This window comes from Acinetobacter sp. YH12152 (assembly GCF_013418285.1).
Lineage (GTDB): Bacteria > Pseudomonadota > Gammaproteobacteria > Pseudomonadales > Moraxellaceae > Acinetobacter > Acinetobacter amyesii.
The window spans coordinates 1-16,802 of record NZ_VPCH01000029.1 but is presented as its reverse complement, the minus strand read 5'-3'; the positions used below and the strand labels follow the sequence as shown (position 1 = coordinate 16,802).

At 40.9% G+C, this 16,802-nt stretch carries 16 protein-coding genes; 6 read left to right on the top strand and 10 right to left on the bottom strand.

What is annotated here, in order from left to right:
- Positions 1-23 precede the first annotated feature (23 nt).
- From ispD to FTU83_RS10500, 5 genes are all read right to left on the bottom strand, one after another.
- A complete protein-coding gene (gene ispD / locus FTU83_RS10520) occupies positions 24-749 on the bottom strand; it encodes a 2-C-methyl-D-erythritol 4-phosphate cytidylyltransferase (RefSeq protein ID WP_180040997.1) in 726 nt (241 codons plus the stop codon).
- Positions 712-1,104, bottom strand: coding sequence for a septum formation initiator family protein (locus FTU83_RS10515; protein WP_078188520.1), 393 nt, complete (start codon positions 1,102-1,104; stop codon positions 712-714). The genes ispD and FTU83_RS10515 overlap by 38 nt, the downstream gene beginning before the upstream one ends.
- Before the next feature lie 16 nt (positions 1,105-1,120).
- Positions 1,121-2,410, bottom strand: a complete 1,290-nt coding sequence (gene eno, locus FTU83_RS10510; protein ID WP_180040999.1) for a phosphopyruvate hydratase — start codon at positions 2,408-2,410, stop codon at positions 1,121-1,123.
- Positions 2,411-2,474: 64 nt separating this feature from the next.
- The gene (kdsA, locus tag FTU83_RS10505) at positions 2,475-3,332 is read right to left on the bottom strand and encodes a 3-deoxy-8-phosphooctulonate synthase (protein ID WP_168378626.1); all 858 of its coding nucleotides are present in this window, start codon (positions 3,330-3,332) and stop codon (positions 2,475-2,477) included.
- Between the two features lie 31 nt (positions 3,333-3,363).
- Complete coding sequence (locus FTU83_RS10500; RefSeq protein WP_180106466.1) at positions 3,364-5,004, bottom strand: CTP synthase; 1,641 nt, start codon at positions 5,002-5,004, stop codon at positions 3,364-3,366.
- A 229-nt stretch (positions 5,005-5,233) separates the two neighbouring features.
- On the opposite strand from FTU83_RS10500, the gene FTU83_RS10495 reads away from it, so the two are divergent.
- The gene (locus tag FTU83_RS10495; RefSeq protein WP_180090060.1) at positions 5,234-5,647 is read left to right on the top strand and encodes an internalin; all 414 of its coding nucleotides are present in this window, start codon (positions 5,234-5,236) and stop codon (positions 5,645-5,647) included.
- A gap of 111 nt (positions 5,648-5,758) precedes the next feature.
- Here FTU83_RS10495 and FTU83_RS10490 read toward each other — a convergent pair whose 3' ends face one another.
- Positions 5,759-6,643 carry a LysR family transcriptional regulator gene (locus FTU83_RS10490; protein WP_180106476.1) on the bottom strand — a complete coding sequence of 295 codons (885 nt, stop codon included), beginning with the start codon at positions 6,641-6,643 and terminating at the stop codon, positions 5,759-5,761.
- Between the two features lie 110 nt (positions 6,644-6,753).
- On the opposite strand from FTU83_RS10490, the gene dkgB reads away from it, so the two are divergent.
- Positions 6,754-7,560 (top strand): 2,5-didehydrogluconate reductase DkgB, encoded by an 807-nt coding sequence (gene dkgB, locus FTU83_RS10485; RefSeq protein ID WP_218945807.1) that lies wholly within the window; start codon positions 6,754-6,756, stop codon positions 7,558-7,560.
- A gap of 1 nt (position 7,561) precedes the next feature.
- The gene (locus FTU83_RS10480; protein ID WP_180090062.1) at positions 7,562-8,737 is read left to right on the top strand and encodes an MFS transporter; all 1,176 of its coding nucleotides are present in this window, start codon (positions 7,562-7,564) and stop codon (positions 8,735-8,737) included.
- 38 nt (positions 8,738-8,775) lie between these two features.
- Here FTU83_RS10480 and FTU83_RS10475 read toward each other — a convergent pair whose 3' ends face one another.
- The 3 genes from FTU83_RS10475 to FTU83_RS10465 all read right to left on the bottom strand — a co-directional run bounded on the left by FTU83_RS10475 (position 8,776) and on the right by FTU83_RS10465 (position 12,621).
- Complete coding sequence (locus FTU83_RS10475) at positions 8,776-9,867, bottom strand: YheT family hydrolase (RefSeq protein ID WP_180090064.1); 1,092 nt, start codon at positions 9,865-9,867, stop codon at positions 8,776-8,778.
- Positions 9,868-10,070: 203 nt separating this feature from the next.
- Positions 10,071-10,475 carry a nuclear transport factor 2 family protein gene (locus tag FTU83_RS10470; RefSeq protein ID WP_078189187.1) on the bottom strand — a complete coding sequence of 135 codons (405 nt, stop codon included), beginning with the start codon at positions 10,473-10,475 and terminating at the stop codon, positions 10,071-10,073.
- A gap of 121 nt (positions 10,476-10,596) precedes the next feature.
- Entirely contained in the window at positions 10,597-12,621 is a 2,025-nt protein-coding gene (locus FTU83_RS10465; RefSeq protein ID WP_180090066.1) for an NADPH-dependent 2,4-dienoyl-CoA reductase, read from the bottom strand.
- Positions 12,622-12,802: 181 nt separating this feature from the next.
- Here FTU83_RS10465 and FTU83_RS10460 point away from each other — a divergent pair, with 181 nt between their 5' ends.
- Positions 12,803-13,342 carry a PadR family transcriptional regulator gene (locus FTU83_RS10460; protein WP_180005106.1) on the top strand — a complete coding sequence of 180 codons (540 nt, stop codon included), beginning with the start codon at positions 12,803-12,805 and terminating at the stop codon, positions 13,340-13,342.
- A gap of 24 nt (positions 13,343-13,366) precedes the next feature.
- A complete protein-coding gene (locus FTU83_RS10455; protein ID WP_180106468.1) occupies positions 13,367-14,275 on the top strand; it encodes an alpha/beta fold hydrolase in 909 nt (302 codons plus the stop codon).
- Positions 14,276-14,408: 133 nt separating this feature from the next.
- Here the strand turns inward: FTU83_RS10455 and FTU83_RS10450 are convergent, their stop codons facing one another.
- Entirely contained in the window at positions 14,409-15,320 is a 912-nt protein-coding gene (locus FTU83_RS10450) for a LysR family transcriptional regulator (protein WP_078188530.1), read from the bottom strand.
- A 279-nt stretch (positions 15,321-15,599) separates the two neighbouring features.
- Between FTU83_RS10450 and FTU83_RS10445 the strand changes: the two genes are divergently transcribed.
- Positions 15,600-16,514: a LysR substrate-binding domain-containing protein gene (locus tag FTU83_RS10445; protein ID WP_180106470.1), complete on the top strand. Its 915-nt coding sequence runs from the start codon at positions 15,600-15,602 to the stop codon at positions 16,512-16,514.
- Positions 16,515-16,802 lie beyond the last annotated feature (288 nt).

Here is a 16,802-nt window from a genome sequence, read left to right as displayed (position 1 = left end):
CCCTTAAATATTCCTTGAAATAATCATCTATTAACTTGAGACGCTAAAATTAAACGTGCCAATTCCAAGTCATCAGGATAGGTAATTTTAATATTGTCCGAACGACCCTGCACGACATTGACATGCTCACCGAAAAATTCTAAAGCACTTGCCTCATCTGTGATGGTCGCACCAGCGGCAAGCGCTTGTTCAATGGCATTTTTAAGTACACCCAATTTGGCAATTTGTGGTGTCTGTGCTTGCCATAAAGTTGAACGATCTACCGTTGTTGATATAAGTGGCGCCGTTTCAACTCGTTTTAATGTATCGCGTACGGGAATGGCGAGAATCGCACTTTGCTCAGTTTCTACTGCCGATTGAACTAAATCTTCTAAACTCAACTGTGAGACACATGGTCGTGCTGCATCATGAACAAATACCCAATCATCATCATTGGCAATCTTAGATAGATATTGCAATGCATTGAGTACAGAATGCACACGCTCTGCACCGCCTAAACAAAAATGAGCCTTCTCTTGATTAGTGAGTGCCAAGGTCTGCGCAACATTATCTTGCTCGCCTATAGCCAATACATAGCCTGTTAAAGGCAATTGGTTGAGACGTGCAACTGTGTGTTCAAGCACCGTTAGACCCGCAATGTTTTGATATTGTTTTAGTTCAGTTTTAGAAAATCGACTTCCTGAACCAGCAGCAGGAATAATGGCCCACAATTTAAGGTTCGGGTGGAAGTTCGGCGGGTTCTGACTCATTGGTACGTAGGTCTACTTTTGCGTTTGGATCAATATAAATTGGTTTGTACTGAGTACTGATCGTACTCATCTGTACGAAAGTTTCATGCGGTTTAATTAAACCTAAATCTAGACGAGCATGCTCTTCAATAGCTTCAACGCCATTTTTTAAATCGTATACCTCAGCGGCAAGCACACGATTTCGTTCTTTTAATTCGTCATTGAGTTCGACTTGTTGTTGTATTTTCTGACTCAGTTGTTGATGTTGATGATAACCACCTTCACCGAACCAGTATAAATATTGAAACCCTGCGATCAAAAAGATCGCAAGGCCCAACAATGCTTTACTCGCTTTGGAGTCAAATACATTTAACATAGATAGCATGATCTGCTTAGTTCAAACCTTTGAACTCAGCTTTACCGCGATATGCAGCATTAGTCAATTCTTCAATACGAAGTAATTGGTTATATTTCGCTACACGGTCAGAACGGCAAAGTGAACCAGTTTTGATTTGACCCGCTGCTGTACCTACTGCAAGATCCGCAATTGTAGAATCTTCAGTTTCACCAGAACGGTGTGAAATTACTGTAGTGTAACCATTTGCTTTCGCAAGGTAGATTGCATCTAGAGTTTCAGTCAACGTACCGATTTGGTTGTACTTGATCAGGATCGAGTTACCCACTTTTTCGTTGATACCACGTTGAAGAATCTTAGGATTCGTAACGAATAGGTCATCACCAACCAATTGGATTTTGTCGCCAAGGATTGAAGTGAGGTAAGACCAACCTTCCCAATCAGACTCGTCCAAACCATCTTCAATTGAGATGATTGGGTATTGTTTCGCAAAACCAGCAAGGTAGTCAGCAAATTGGTTGCTTGTGAATGCTTTATTACCTTCACCTGCAAGGATGTATTGACCATCTTTGTAGAATTCTGAAGATGCACAGTCAAGCGCAAGCATAATGTCTGAACCTGCTTTGTAGCCAGTTTTTTCAATTGCTTCAAGAATTACTGTAATTGCTTCTTCGTTAGAACGTAAGTTTGGCGCAAAACCACCTTCATCACCCACTGCTGTGTTTAAACCTTTTTGATTCAATACAGATTTTAATGAGTGGAAAATTTCAGCACCAGCGCGTAAAGCTTCAGAGAATGAAGTGAAGCCAACTGGCTCGATCATAAATTCTTGAATGTCTACGTTGTTGTCTGCATGTGAACCACCATTTAGGATGTTCATCATTGGAACAGGCATAGTCAAAATGCTGTTATTACGAAGGTCTGCGATGTATTGGAAAAGTGGAATTTTCTTTTCGTCAGCAGCAGCGCGTGCAGCAGCTAGCGATACCGCTAAAGTTGCGTTCGCACCTAATTTTTCTTTGTTTTCAGTACCGTCAAGCGCGATCATTGTGTTATCAATGTCTTTTTGTTCGAATACTGATTTACCCAACAATGCATCACGAATTACTGTGTTAACGTTGTTAACCGCAGTTTTAACGCCTTTACCTAAGTAACGAGCTTTGTCGCCGTCACGAAGTTCTAAAGCTTCACGAGAACCAGTTGAAGCACCAGATGGTGCACATGCACGGCCTACAACGCCAGAGGCTAAGGTTACGTCTGCTTCGATGGTAGGGTTACCACGAGAGTCCAAAATTTCACGTGCACGAATGTCAACGATTTGACTCATGAACAATTCCTCAGTTGATTAATAAAAATGATGCGTCAAAAGTGACGCATCAATGTGTATCGAATTAGTGTGTGTCTAACTTTGCGAAACCTTTAACTAAGGTATCGAGCTCTTTTAACTGTGCCAAGAAAGGTTCCAACTGTGACATGCGTAGCGCACATGGACCGTCACATTTGGCATTTTCTGGATCTGGATGAGCTTCTAAGAACAATCCTGCTAAACCAGTCGCCATACCTGCTCGTGCCAGTGTCGTGATTTGCGCACGACGACCACCTGCAGAATCCGCACGACCACCCGGCGTTTGAAGCGCATGCGTAACATCAAAGAACACAGGGACATTCATTTCTTTCATGATGTCAAAGCCCAACATGTCTACAACTAAATTATTGTAACCAAATGCTGAACCACGTTCACAAAGAATCAGTTTGTCATTCCCTGCTTCCAAACACTTATGCAGAATATGACGCATTTCGTGTGGTGCGAGGAACTGTGCTTTTTTGATGTTGATGATGGCATCAGTTTTCGCCATCGCTTCAACAAGGTCAGTCTGACGGCTTAAAAATGCAGGAAGTTGGATAATATCCGCAACTTCAGCAACAGGCGCAGCTTGGTATGGTTCATGTACGTCAGTAATAATCGGCACATTAAAGTGTTTTTTAATGTCAGCTAACCACTCGATTCCTTTTTCCAGGCCTGGGCCACGGAAAGAGTTCAAGCTTGAACGATTGGCTTTATCAAAACTTGCTTTAAACACATATGGAATATCCAAGCGTTTGCAGATATCCACATAGGTTTCAGCAATTTCAAAAGCAAGGTCTTTTGACTCAAGTACGTTCATGCCGCCGAATAGTACAAATGGCAAATGATTTGCCATTTGTATATCGCCTAAACGTACAATTTCCTTTGGTTTTAATTGTGACATTTAAACTCTTCCTGGTTTAGTCAAAAACACATTATTTCGCTTTTTGGTACTGCTTTTTAGCAGCATCAATAAAGCCTGCGAATAATGGGTGTCCATCACGTGGTGAACTTGTAAATTCCGGATGGAATTGTACAGCAATAAACCAAGGATGTTCAGGAATTTCAACAGTTTCAACAAGACGCTGTACTGGAGAATAACCTGAAATCTTCATGCCTTTTTCTTCAAGCACTGGGATATAACGGTTGTTCATTTCATAACGATGACGATGACGTTCAACGATCTCTTCAGAACCGTAAACTTGTGCAGTTCTTGTTCCTGCAACCAATTCAGATTTTTGAGCACCCAGACGCATTGTGCCGCCTAAGTCAGAATCTGCATTACGTTGTTGAACTTCGCCGCGCTCATCTAACCATTCAGTGATTAGACCAATCAATGGTGATTTTGTAGAACGGTTAAATTCAGTTGAAGTTGCATCGCTAATACCCGCAACGTTGCGCGCATATTCGATCACAGCCAACTGCATACCTAAACAGATGCCGAGGAACGGTACACCGTTTTCACGTGCAAAACGAATCGCTTTCATTTTGCCTTCTGTACCACGTTCACCGAAACCACCTGGCACTAAGATTGCATCCGCGTCTTTTAATACGTCGTTTACATCTTGGCTTTCAAGCTCTTCTGCATTGACGTAGTCGATTTGAACTTTCACACGGTTTTGAATACCCGCATGTAAAAGTGCTTCGTTTACAGATTTGTATGCATCTGGAAGTTCAACGTATTTACCAACCATCGCTACACGAACTGTGTATTCAGGGTTCAGTAATGCATCTACAACGTTATCCCAGTCTGTAAGATCAGCTTCTGGAAGATCGCTATAACCAAAACGTTCACAAATTAAATCGTCAACGTTTTGTTCATAGAAAGTACGTGGAATTTGGTAAATTGAACGCGCATCTTTACATACCACAACTGCACGTGCTTCAACGTTCGTAAATAACGCGATTTTACGTGTAGTATCAGCATCAACATCATGCTCTGTACGGCAGATCAGGATGTCTGGTTGAATACCAATCGATAAAAGCTCTTTTACAGAGTGTTGAGTTGGTTTGGTTTTTAATTCAGCAGCTGACTTAATGTATGGGAGTAAAGTTAAGTGCATTAACATTGTGCGCTTATGACCTAGTTCGACCATAAGTTGACGTACAGATTCCATGAATGGGAGAGATTCAATGTCACCTACTGTACCGCCGATCTCAACGATCGCAACGTCATAGCCTTCACCTGCGCGAAGAACACGTTCTTTAATATTGTCAGTAATATGTGGAATAACTTGAACTGTACCACCGAGGTAGTCACCACGACGTTCTTTATTCAAGACATCTTGGTACACTCGTCCTGAAGTAAAGTTGTTCAGTTTGGTCATTTTCGCACGACGCAAGAAACGTTCGTAATAACCCAAGTCTAAGTCAGTTTCAGCACCATCCTCTGTGACAAAAACTTCACCGTGTTGGAATGGACTCATAGTCCCTGGATCGACATTAATGTATGGATCCATTTTTACCATGGTTACTTTTAAACCACGGGCTTCTAAAAGCGCAGCCACTGATGCAGCTGAAATACCTTTACCTAGTGATGATACAACACCACCAGTAACGAAAATAAAATGGGTCATTAAGTTTCTCGTACAATGGAGCCTAAATTGGCCTACAATGTTGTGCGATTTTACTTTACTCTGTACCAAGAAAGCAAAGTCATTCCGCATCAATTCATAGAACAATTAACAATTGGCTATTGTAACAGCAATTATCATAAAAATTTAGAGTAAGTTCTTATCATTTCTATATTCTTATTTGCTGTTATAATGCAGTTATCCAATCCACACTTTTTTGTTTTGTGTAATTATGAATAAGAAACTTTTAATCTGCGGTGCAATCGCAACAGGTCTACTTCTTACAGCATGTGTAAAAAAAGAAGCACCAAAAGAAGAAGAACAGGAACAGGTTGAAGTTGCAGCATCTGAACCAACAGCATCTGTACCTACACAATTAGAACCAGTTGAAGAACAACCAGTTGTTGAAGAACCGACTCAACAGCATGTTGAAGTGATTCGTGAAGAGACACCGAATACAACAACTGAAATTCGTCGTGAACCTACTCCTCCTGCAGAAGCTCCTGCTCCAAAAGCAGAAGCACCTAAAGCAGCAGAAAAACCTGCGCAAGCTGCTCAACCTAAACAAAACTCAGGTTCTGCACAGTCTGAAGATGACGCCGTAGCTGCTGCCATTGCTGCTGCAACACCAGCTTTAGAGAACTAAGATCGAAGTTTTATCAAACAAATGATCAAAAAAACCCGGCAAAAGTCGGGTTTTTTATTGTTTCTATGTAAATAAAAATCTGTACCCGACGATGCACTGTTTTTCTCACAACTATTCTTGTAATTTTTCAGCTAAATATTCAATAAATAAACGAACACGTTTCGGTAAATGCTCTTGTTGATAATAGACAGCATGAATAAGCTGTTCATGCGGTTCAATTTGATCGTCTAAAAATTGTACCAATCGCCCTTCTGCAATATCTTTTTCTAACATAAAAATCGAAAGACAAGCGATGCCCATCCCATGAATCGCAAGCTCGCGTATCGTTTCACCATTTGACGCCTTGATGTTCGGGCGGATCGTCAGGGGCTTCCCTGCGACTTGGATCGGCCAAGTATTCATATGGGTAATTTGACTAAATCCAAGTAAAGCATGTGCGGTTAGCTCTTCAGCATTTTGCGGACGTCCATGCTGCTGAAGGTATTCAGGACTCGCCACCAAACACAGTCGACTCTTGTAGATAAGTTTTGCATGCAAACTGGAGTCGCTTAATTTTCCAAAGCGAATTGCGACATCTGCTTTATGCTCTAATAAGTCAATCACTTGATCATGATTCACCAATTCAATCTGTATATGCGGATAACGTGCATTAAATTCTGGTATCAAGGGAACGATCATATGCAGAATAAACGAAATCGCAGAATCGACCCGCACCAACCCCGAAGTATCTGCATCTAATTTCAGCAGAGAATCTTCCGCTTCACTCAAATCATTCAATATCCGCCGTGTTTTAGCTAAAAATAATTGCCCCTCTTGCGTCAGCTTAATTTTGCGGGTTGTTCGTTCCAACAGGGTTACATTTAATTTAGATTCCAGACGCTGTAATGCACGGCTGACACCAGATGCTGTTTGATCCAGTCTTTCTGCTGCTTTGATAATAGAGCCGCTATCTACAATAACAGTAAAAGCCTGCAGCTCCTCAATGGTCGATTTCATTGCATATTCTAATTCGTGATTTTTAATCAATAATATATTCCAAACTCATGCATTTTTCTTCATTAAAATTAGCAGCACAATAGCATCAACTCAAAAAAAGAGAATTCCTGATGATTGTTCCTCAATTTGGTGTCGGCACCTTCCGTTTGACAGGTGACACTGTCATTCATTCTGTTAAAACTGCCTTAGAAGTTGGATATCGTGCTGTAGACACCGCACAAATCTACGGTAATGAAGCAGAAGTAGGCCAAGCAATCGATGAAAGTCAGGTCAATCGAGCTGATATTTTCTTAACCACGAAAATTTGGACTGAAAATTATGCTGCCGACAAACTGATACCCAGTCTAAAAGACAGCTTAATTAAATTAAGGACGGATGCAGTTAACCTCACACTTATTCATTGGCCTGCACCTGCACTTGGAGTCAATATTCCAGAATTAATGGGACATTTACTTGAGGCAAAAAAACAAGGTTTGACTGAATATATTGGTGTATCTAATTTTAATATTGAGCTTACTCAACAAGCTATTGACAGTATAGGTGCTGAGCAGATTGCAACCAATCAAATTGAACTGAGTCCTTATCTTCAAAATGAACGACTTGCGACTTACTTAAAACAGCAAAATATTGATGTCACCTCTTATATGACCTTGGCTTATGGCAAAGTGCTAAATGACCCAATACTTTCTGATATTGCAGCACAACACCAAGCTTCAGTTGCACAAGTGACACTCGCTTGGGCGCTGCAAAAGGGTTATGCCGTAATTCCATCGTCAACCCAACGTGAACATTTAACCAGTAACTTAAAAGCTCAAGACATTCATTTAACATCAGAACAGATGCAGGCCATTGCCACACTAGACAGAAATGCACGTGAAGTGAACCCACCTGAACTTGCTCCAGTGTGGGATATTTAATATGAAATTCAATCTTCCATTAATTGCATTAGCCGTAGGTGCTTTTGCAATTGGCACAACAGAATTTTCACCGATGGGTTTTTTGCCTGAAATCGCAGCAGATTTATCGGTTTCCATTCCTCAAGCGGGCTTACTGATTAGTGCCTATGCCGTTGGCGTCATGATTGGTGCCCCATTAATGACCTTATGGTTAGCACGTTTTCCTAAACGTACTGCCCTTATTTTACTAATGGCAATCTTTACCATCGGTAATATTTTGGCAACGATTGCACCCAATTATCTCGGTTTAATGGCGGCACGTTTGGTGACTAGCTTAAATCATGGGGCATTTTTTGGCTTAGGTTCTGTCGTTGCAGCGAGTGTTGTGCCGAAAGATAAACAAGCCAGTGCCGTTGCTATGATGTTTATGGGCTTGACCATTGCCAATATTGGCGGCGTGCCACTCGCAACGTGGGTGGGGCAAAATATCGGTTGGCGTATGTCTTTTGCCGCTATTACCTTACTGGGCATCATCACCATGTTGGCATTATGGAAAGCACTACCTCACCAGCAACAGACCGAAAAACCTGATGTACGAGCAGAGTTAAAAGTATTAACACGCATGCCTGTTGTTTTAGCACTGCTCACCACGGTAATGAGTGCTGGAGCTATGTTCGCGCTCTATACCTATATTGCACCGAGCTTAAAAGTCTTTACCCATGCAAGCCCTGAGCTTATCACTTTCATGTTGGTCTTAATCGGGATCGGATTTTCAATCGGTAACCATTACGGTGGTAAGTTTGCAGATCAATCCTTAGATAAAACCTTGATTGGCTTTTTAGTCTTACTGATGCTGATGATGCTGTTATTTCCAATTTTAGCAACAACCACCATTGGCGCGGCGATTGCATTAATCATCTGGGGAGCAGCAGCCTTTGCCGTTGTGCCACCTTTACAAATGCGTGTTATGACAGTCGCTCACGATGCACCAGGCCTTGCTTCTTCAGTGAACATCGGTGCATTTAATCTTGGAAATGCTTTGGGTGCAGTCGCAGGTGCCGCGGTGCTCAATCTCAACCTAAGCTATGCTGCAGTATCTTATACAGGAGCGACATTGAGTGCTATAGCGTTGATTTTAGTATTGATACAGATGAAGCTTAAACCTCAAACAACTGCATGTTGCGCACAAGCCGAGTAACACACACTTAAAATAGCCTATCCAAAGTAGGCTATTTTTTAGTTCGCATATAACTTTAAAAAATCTGCCATCAATTTGGTTGCCCATGAATGGGTATCAACAAGACCTTCATAATAACCACAGTGACTGCCTTTTTTGGTGGTCACCACCACCACATTCGGCAAAGAACGAATTAATTCTTTATAGGGCTCAAAGTTTTGAATGTGGCAAATAGGATCGTCTTCGGCATTTAAAATCATCAAAGGAATTTTAAGATTTTCAAATACATAAATTGGGTTGGTGGATTTGGCATAACTTTCATAATCAGTAAAACCCGCCATTTGAAAATATGTACGTTCAAACTGCGCCAGATCTTTACTTTTTAGGACTTCTATTAAAGATGGTGTTGTTGACCATGTTGCAGAATAAGGTTCTACAAATTTCTGAAAGAGCTTCTTGGTCATCATTTTACTGTAAAAAGGATGGACATTTTTAAAGCCAAGCTCTGTGTCATAGCCCGGACATAAAGCAAAAGCCGCTTTAAATGGTGTTTCCTCCCCTTGTTCGCCTAAATAGCGGACCAATAGCCCCGTTCCGGCAGATGAACCAACGCCAAATAAATTCGATTCAGGAAATTTCTGCTGAATAAAGACAATCTGTTCACGTAGGTCATCGGTTGAACCAAATAAATTTATTTTGGCAACAGGCATAGGTAAATTGGCATGACCGCGTCTTAAACAGAGTGCAATGCGCCAACCTGTATATAGATGAAGATCCCTCACCACTTCTCGCATACTTTCAGGCGTTCCCGTAATCGTATGCATGAGCACCACAGTTGGCACAGCCGCAGGTAAATCTAAACCTAACCATGCAATGGCTGTGATTCCACCATCAGCCATGGTTAGCTGCTCTATGGCATCATATTTAAGCTTCACTTGACGCTTTTTAATGACATCAAAATATAGTAAATGTGCGTGGGTATTCGACAGCCAAGGCGTAGGGCGATATTTTTCATGTAGTTGCTTTAACTTCGGCAGCACATGTTTCATTTGCCCTTCAGGATGATAATAAAGCTGTGGTAATTCTGCACCGATTGCATGATCTACAAAATTTAAAAGAGCCTGACGCCCTTTATGCATCACATTATTCATTGACCTTACCTTCACCTCGCTTCGCACTACAGCAAATCATTTCAATCTTTTCACTTTGACCAACAAGGCCCATTAAACAAACGTATCTACAAAACCATATCTCACTAGCAATATTTGTTTACTTAAACCTCATAAGCAAAAAGCATGACAATATCCATCATGCTTTTTATCATTCTGTGATGAGCATTTAAAAATCAGCAGATTCAAGGCTGATATTGCATAATGCGCTCACCCATTTTCGCCGCCAATGCTTCCAAGCCACTTTTCGGACGGAGCATGACTTCAAAATCAATCATCTGTCCTTGTTCATTAAACTGAATCATGTCGATCCCTTTTAATTTTTTCTCGCCAACATTGGCAGAAAACTCAAGCACCACATTTAAACCATCTTCTGAGTAAAACTCACGGTGATAGGTAAAATTTTCAAAAATTTGAATCACATTGGTCAAAATAAAAGTTACTACAGGCTTACCTGGATATGGGTTAAACGCGACAGGTGAACGAAACACCACATCCTCTGCCAAGAGTTCATTTAAAATATTCATATCCCGTGTGTCGAGCATTTCGTGCCAACGTGCAACAGATTTTTTTGTTATTTCAATAGTCATGTTTATGTCCTTTTTTGTTGATGAATCATTTCCCTCTCCCCAATCCTCTCCCAAAGGGAGAGGAAGTACGACAACTGCACATCAAATTGAATATAGTCATCATAGTTTAGTATGAGGCTGATTAAATCACCGCTGCCAAGTCAGCACCTTGACGAATTGCACGTTTAGCATCTAGCTCTCCTGCTTCTTTCGCACCACCAATTAAATGTACAGATTTACCCGCAGTTTTTAATTGCTCATACATTGCTGTAAAAGGCTCTTGACCTGCACAAATCACCACATGATCAACATCTAAAATACGTGGTTGACCATCAACGGTAATATGCAAACCTTGATCATCAATTTTGTCGTAGCTTGCACCCGCAATCATTTTCACGTCGCGGTGTTTCAAACCTGTACGGTGAATCCAACCCGTGGTTTTACCTAAGCCTGCACCAACCGATTTAACCTTACGCTGCAATAAATACACTTCACGCGGCGATTCTTCGACGTCTGGATGTTTTAAGCCACCAACTTGTGCATAGGTTGTATCAATACCCCATTCATCATAAAATTTCTCTGGATTGAGGCTACCGCTTTCACCTTCATGCGTTAAATACTCAGCCGTATCAAAACCAATACCGCCTGCACCAATGATCGCTACACGTTTGCCCACAGGTTGACGTTCACGTAAAACCTGTAAATAACTCAATACTTTTGGATGATCAATACCATCTATATCTAACTGACGTGGTGTTACACCCGTCGCCACCACGATGTCATCAAAATCAGACTGAGCTAATTCTTCATAGGTTGCCGTATGGTTCAGTACCAATTTAATCTGAGGCAATAGTTCTATTTTGCGTTTGAAATAGCGCAGCGTTTCATAAAACTCTTCTTTACCAGGAATCGTTTTCGCAATATTAAACTGCCCACCAATTTGGCTTGAAGCTTCAAAAACCGTTACGTTGTGACCACGTTCTGCTGCATAAGTTGCAAAGCTTAAACCCGCAGGTCCCGCACCAATCACAGCGATATTTTTCACCTGTGCAGATTCTTTAAAAATCAGTTCAGTTTCATAGCAGGCTTGAGGGTTAACCAAACATGTTGCAATTTTCATCGAGAAAATATGATCTAGGCAGGCTTGGTTACAACCAATACAGGTATTAATTTCATCACTACGACCTTGTTCTGCTTTTTCCACAAAACGTGGGTCAGCCAGCATTGGACGTGCCATAGACACCATATCTGCATCACCAGAAGCAAGTACATGCTCAGCCATTTCAGGAGTGTTAATACGGTTTGAGGTGATTAAAGGAACATTCACAATGCCTTTTAATTTCTTGGTCACCCATGTAAATGCAGCACGTGGCACTTTGGTTGCAATGGTCGGAATACGTGCTTCGTGCCAGCCAATACCGGTATTGATAATGGTTGCACCGGCTTTTTCAATAGCTTTTGCAAGTTGCACAACTTCTTCGAAAGTCGAACCGCCTTCAACCAAATCCAACATAGAAAGACGAAAAATAATAATAAAATTTTCACCGACTAATTCACGCGTACGACGCACGATCTCAATTGGAAAACGAATCCGGTTTTCATAACTGCCACCCCATTCATCATCACGGTGGTTGGTACGTGCAGCAATAAACTCATTAATTAAATAACCTTCTGACCCCATGACTTCTACACCGTCATAACCCGCTGTTTGTGCTAACTGAGCACATCGAGCAAAGTCATTGATCGTGCGTTCGACGTCTGCTGTGCTTAAAGCTTGCGGTTTTACTGGGTTAATTGGTGCTTGAATAGATGAAGGTGCAACATTATTGGCTTGATACGAGTAGCGACCTGTATGCAAAATCTGCATCGCAATTTTACCGCCAGCATCATGTACCGCTTGCGTAATCACTTTATGTTTTTCTGCTTCTTCTAAAGAGTCTAATTTTGAACCACCAGCAAATGTCACACCATCATCATTGGGAGAAATACCACCAGTTACAATCAGACCTACACCACCTTTCGCACGCTCAGCGTAAAAAGCTGCCATGCGTTCATAGCCACCCGGTGCTTCTTCAAGGCCGATATGCATAGAACCCATCAATACACGGTTCTTTAGCGTTGTAAAACCTAAATCTAGTGGTGCCAATAAATTTGGATAATTTGACATTTTTTCTCCTTAGCGTGCTGAAAAGCTGGCTATTTTTATCTTCGCTTGTATACGAGCTTTCTATTTCCATCTACGCATACAAGATTTTTGCAACTTGTTGCACTAATTTATATGCGAGATTTGATTTTTATGCAACATGTTGCATAATAAAAAGTACAAAACTATTTTGACTGAGCCATATATGTCTTTAGCCCATGTTTTACTCACGAGCTTACTTGAAAAACCGAGTACAGGAATTGACCTTGCACGCCGTTTTGACCGCTCTATGGGCTTTTTTTGGAATGCGACACATCAGCAAATCTACCGTGAACTCAGTGGTATGCAGCAAAAAGGCTGGATCAGCACCATTGAAGATGACCACAGTACAACCCGTAAAAAAACCTACCAAGTTGAACAGCTTGGACGTGTTGAATTAGCCAATTGGATGGTTGAGCAAAGCCCTCCGGCTCAGTTACGTGAAGAGTTAATGGTTCGTTTACGTGCTGAAGCTCAACTGGGCACAAACGGCGTATTACCCGAATTAGAACGTCACCTAGAAATTCACAAAGAAAAACTAAAAGTGTACCAGTCTATTTTTGCAAAAGACTTTGCACATGCGCATGATGAAGACCGTACTTTGTACATTCATAAAATGATTTTACAGCTTGGGATTGATTTGGAAATCGGTTGGATCAAATGGCTTGAAACCATCATTCCACAGTTGCATAAGTTTAATCGCTAAAACAAAAAATAAATAGGAAGCCGCATGCCACACTATACAATGCCCGATCAGCAACAACTGTATGTTCGTGAATATGGTCAAGGAGAACCCATCCTGGTTTTATCTGGACTGGGCATGCAAAGTTGGCAATGGCACCCTTTTCTATATCAACACCGAAAGCATTTTAAATTTATCATTCCAGACTGGCGTGGATTTGGCGGCTCTAAACATTGTCAAATTCCAAATACGGACACCATTTCAAGCCATTGGCGAGATATTGACAGCTTAGTTTCCCAGCTTGGTTACGATAAAATCACGGTGATTGCCTACTCCATGGGGGCAACGACCACCATGCACGGTTTAAAATACGGTCAGTTTGCTGAAAAAATTAAACGTTATTTGCACATCGATCAAACGCCTAAAATACGAGTAGATGCAGATTGGCAATATGGTTTATATGGCAAACGCCACACTGAGTTTTTAAGTATTTTAGAAGACATCTCGAAGGTACTTGCAACCAACCTCTCCGTGCCATTTGCACAGCAGATGAATAAACATGACCGTCAAGGTCTGGTCGACACTTGGTTAAGGTTCATAGACTTACAAAATAGCAATCCTTATGCATTATCCGCTTTCCGTATTGCATACCAACAACCAACTTTACAGAAGCTGATGTTACCCTCACAAAGTGTGGCGTATTTATATTGGTATATTCAAAATTATTTAAACCATACTGAAGATTATCGTGAAGCCATTGCAGCACTCACCGCGCCAACAACTTTTTTCACAGGGGCAAAATCGATCCTCTATCCTGCTCAAGGTCAAAAAATTATTGCTGACAGCCTAGCCAATGCAGAGCAGATTATTTTTAAAAAATCGGGACACACGCCATTGCTCAGTGAACCGGTCAAATTCAGCCGTGAAATCACCAAGTTCTTAAAACAAGCGCTCTAATAAGACTGAATAAAAAAATAGGCTCAATACTTTCAAGAATGAGCCTATGTTTTATGCAGAAAGGTGTTACTTAAACGTTTGCTTCAAAATTGAATTTCAAATTTAACGTTATTATTACTTTTTAAAATAAGCACTAGAAAACCCGACGATCGTATTCAATTGCTTCCAAATCATATACTTGGTAAACGCAGTCAAATAAAGGACGCGCCAACTCCCCTTCATCATCATTCCGCACGATCAAGTAAATTTGGCTAATGGCCGCACTATCCGATAATTTCACATAATTCACATGCCTAAACTGCATAATTTGTACAGATTCAGGAACAATACAAATACCTTCGCCTGCTGCAACCATGCCTAGTGATTGCTGCAAATCTGCTTGGGTGTTAAAGCGTTTCGGCTCCATACCGTATTCTAAAAACAACGACTTGATCAGCGTTGCATAACTTTGACCATCCGTTGCTGGATAGATAAAAATCTGCTCATCTTTGAGATTATTTAATGCAATCTGCTGCTGTGAAGATAAAGGATGGCTCGAATGCACCGCAACAATTAGCGGCTCTTCACGCAATAGCACACGTTTAACCGCCTGATCCGACACACGAACTCGGCTAAAACATGCATCAACCCGACCTTCTTTTAATGCCTGAATCTGATCAACTGCACTCAGTTCGATTAAATTTACATTTAAGTGTGGGTATTGCTGGCGGAACAAATAAACAATTCGAGGTAATAAACCACAGAGTAACGAACCGCCATAGCCAATATTAATAGTACGTTCAGTGGCACTGGCCCGCTGCGTAATGAGCTTAATCTCTTCTGCATTGGAGAGTAATTTCACGGCTTGCTGATAAAAGAAACGGCCGATGGTGGTGGTTCTTAAAGGACGGCTGCCACGCTCAAAAAGCTGTGCACCCAACTCTTCTTCTAAATTTTGAATTTGACGACTTAAAGGAGGTTGAGCAATAAATAGCTTTTCAGCAGCCTTCGTAAAACTCTGTTCTTCTACAACGGCGACAAAGTAACGTAAATGTCTTAATTCCATGACATTGTCCTTTAATGTCGAATTTCTTTCATAATGGTCTTGTATTTGAATATATCAGGACGACACTCAAATCACATCCTTCAAATTCGGTTATTTAAAAGATGTATACACCACATTTATTGTTTGGTCATGCTAATGTGAAACGATTACAAGGTTAACCCGACTTTAGTCTTGGCAATTTTGCTCAACTTTCTCACATGAAAAACTACAAAACGTGATTGACTTCATGAAACAATTCAAGTTAATTAGCTAAATCGTTGCAAATATGGAATAAGAACAGTGCTGAGTGATCTAGATGATTTTTATTGTTTTGCCCAAGTGGTCGAGCATGGTGGTTTTAGTGCAGCAGAACGTGCAACAGATATTCCAAAATCAAAACTGAGTCGTCGGGTCTATAACTTAGAAGAACATTTAGGTGTCCGCCTAATTCAGCGTAGCTCACGACATTTTGCTGTTACTGATATTGGTATGAATATCTATCGACATGCACAAGTCATGATGAATGCAGCTCAAGCCGCACACGATTTGGTTGATCATCTCAGTACGCAGCCGCGCGGCTTAATTAAAGTCAGCTTACCGGTTTCCATCGCACAAAATGAAATGACCAAAATTTTGCCTGAATTTTTAAAACAATATCCAGAAATTAAAGTGCAAATGATGGTGACCAATCGCCGCGTAGATATCATTAATGAAGGCTTCGATCTTGCTCTACGTGTCCGTTCAAATCTAGATGACGACCCAAATTTAGTCATTCGTAAATTTGAAACGATTGAGCAGCACTTATTTGCCAGTCAGACCTATCTGAATAAATTTGGTGAACTCAAACAGCCCGAAGACTTATCACAGCATCAAATCTTAAGTATGGCGGATGAGCATCTCGATCAACATATTATTGTGACCGATGCACAGCATCATCAGAAAAAAATTAAAGTCAACCCAACGGTAATGGGCTCTGACCTATCGATGTTAGCTGCACTAGCCTGCCAAGATTGTGGCGTGGTGTTATTACCCGACAGTATTGTGTCCGATCATGTGAAATCAGGTGCTTTGGTTCATGTATTACCTGAATGGAAAGCTGCACATGGTATTTTCCATGCTGTATATCCATCTCGTCGTGGCTTATTACCGGCTGTACGTGTTTTCATTGATTATTTAGTTGAAAAACTCAGCCAACATGAACACGCTAAATTTTAGGCAAAAAAAAGCTTACCCATGTGATGGGTAAGCGAAAACTTAAAAACTAAGTAAAATCAGAAACTACAGCAGAATCTGTAATCATATTATATAAATAAAATACATCTTTATTAAATCGTTAATAGCTCTAACTGATTTTCAGAGTTATAAGCAAAACCTTAGTAAGCGTCCGCTGAACACACCTTATGAATTCATCCTATAAGCCTTAATTTAGTCCCCACTTAGAAACAAGTGGGGACTTAAATTTATGACTACAAATCATCAGACATCCATCGCATCTCTTGCGAA

Bases quoted from the DNA above. Each gene is read 5' to 3' on its own strand.
- ispD (WP_180040997.1), bottom strand. From the start codon at position 749: ATGAGTCAGAACCCGCCGAACTTCCACCCGAACCTTAAATTGTGGGCC.
- FTU83_RS10515 (WP_078188520.1), bottom strand. From the start codon at position 1,104: ATGTTAAATGTATTTGACTCCAAAGCGAGTAAAGCATTGTTGGGCCTT.
- eno (WP_180040999.1), bottom strand. From the start codon at position 2,410: ATGAGTCAAATCGTTGACATTCGTGCACGTGAAATTTTGGACTCTCGT.
- kdsA (WP_168378626.1), bottom strand. From the start codon at position 3,332: ATGTCACAATTAAAACCAAAGGAAATTGTACGTTTAGGCGATATACAA.
- FTU83_RS10500 (WP_180106466.1), bottom strand. From the start codon at position 5,004: ATGACCCATTTTATTTTCGTTACTGGTGGTGTTGTATCATCACTAGGT.
- FTU83_RS10495 (WP_180090060.1), top strand. From the start codon at position 5,234: ATGAATAAGAAACTTTTAATCTGCGGTGCAATCGCAACAGGTCTACTT.
- FTU83_RS10490 (WP_180106476.1), bottom strand. From the start codon at position 6,643: ATGAAATCGACCATTGAGGAGCTGCAGGCTTTTACTGTTATTGTAGAT.
- dkgB (WP_218945807.1), top strand. From the start codon at position 6,754: ATGATTGTTCCTCAATTTGGTGTCGGCACCTTCCGTTTGACAGGTGAC.
- FTU83_RS10480 (WP_180090062.1), top strand. From the start codon at position 7,562: ATGAAATTCAATCTTCCATTAATTGCATTAGCCGTAGGTGCTTTTGCA.
- FTU83_RS10475 (WP_180090064.1), bottom strand. From the start codon at position 9,867: ATGAATAATGTGATGCATAAAGGGCGTCAGGCTCTTTTAAATTTTGTA.
- FTU83_RS10470 (WP_078189187.1), bottom strand. From the start codon at position 10,475: ATGACTATTGAAATAACAAAAAAATCTGTTGCACGTTGGCACGAAATG.
- FTU83_RS10465 (WP_180090066.1), bottom strand. From the start codon at position 12,621: ATGTCAAATTATCCAAATTTATTGGCACCACTAGATTTAGGTTTTACA.
- FTU83_RS10460 (WP_180005106.1), top strand. From the start codon at position 12,803: ATGTCTTTAGCCCATGTTTTACTCACGAGCTTACTTGAAAAACCGAGT.
- FTU83_RS10455 (WP_180106468.1), top strand. From the start codon at position 13,367: ATGCCACACTATACAATGCCCGATCAGCAACAACTGTATGTTCGTGAA.
- FTU83_RS10450 (WP_078188530.1), bottom strand. From the start codon at position 15,320: ATGGAATTAAGACATTTACGTTACTTTGTCGCCGTTGTAGAAGAACAG.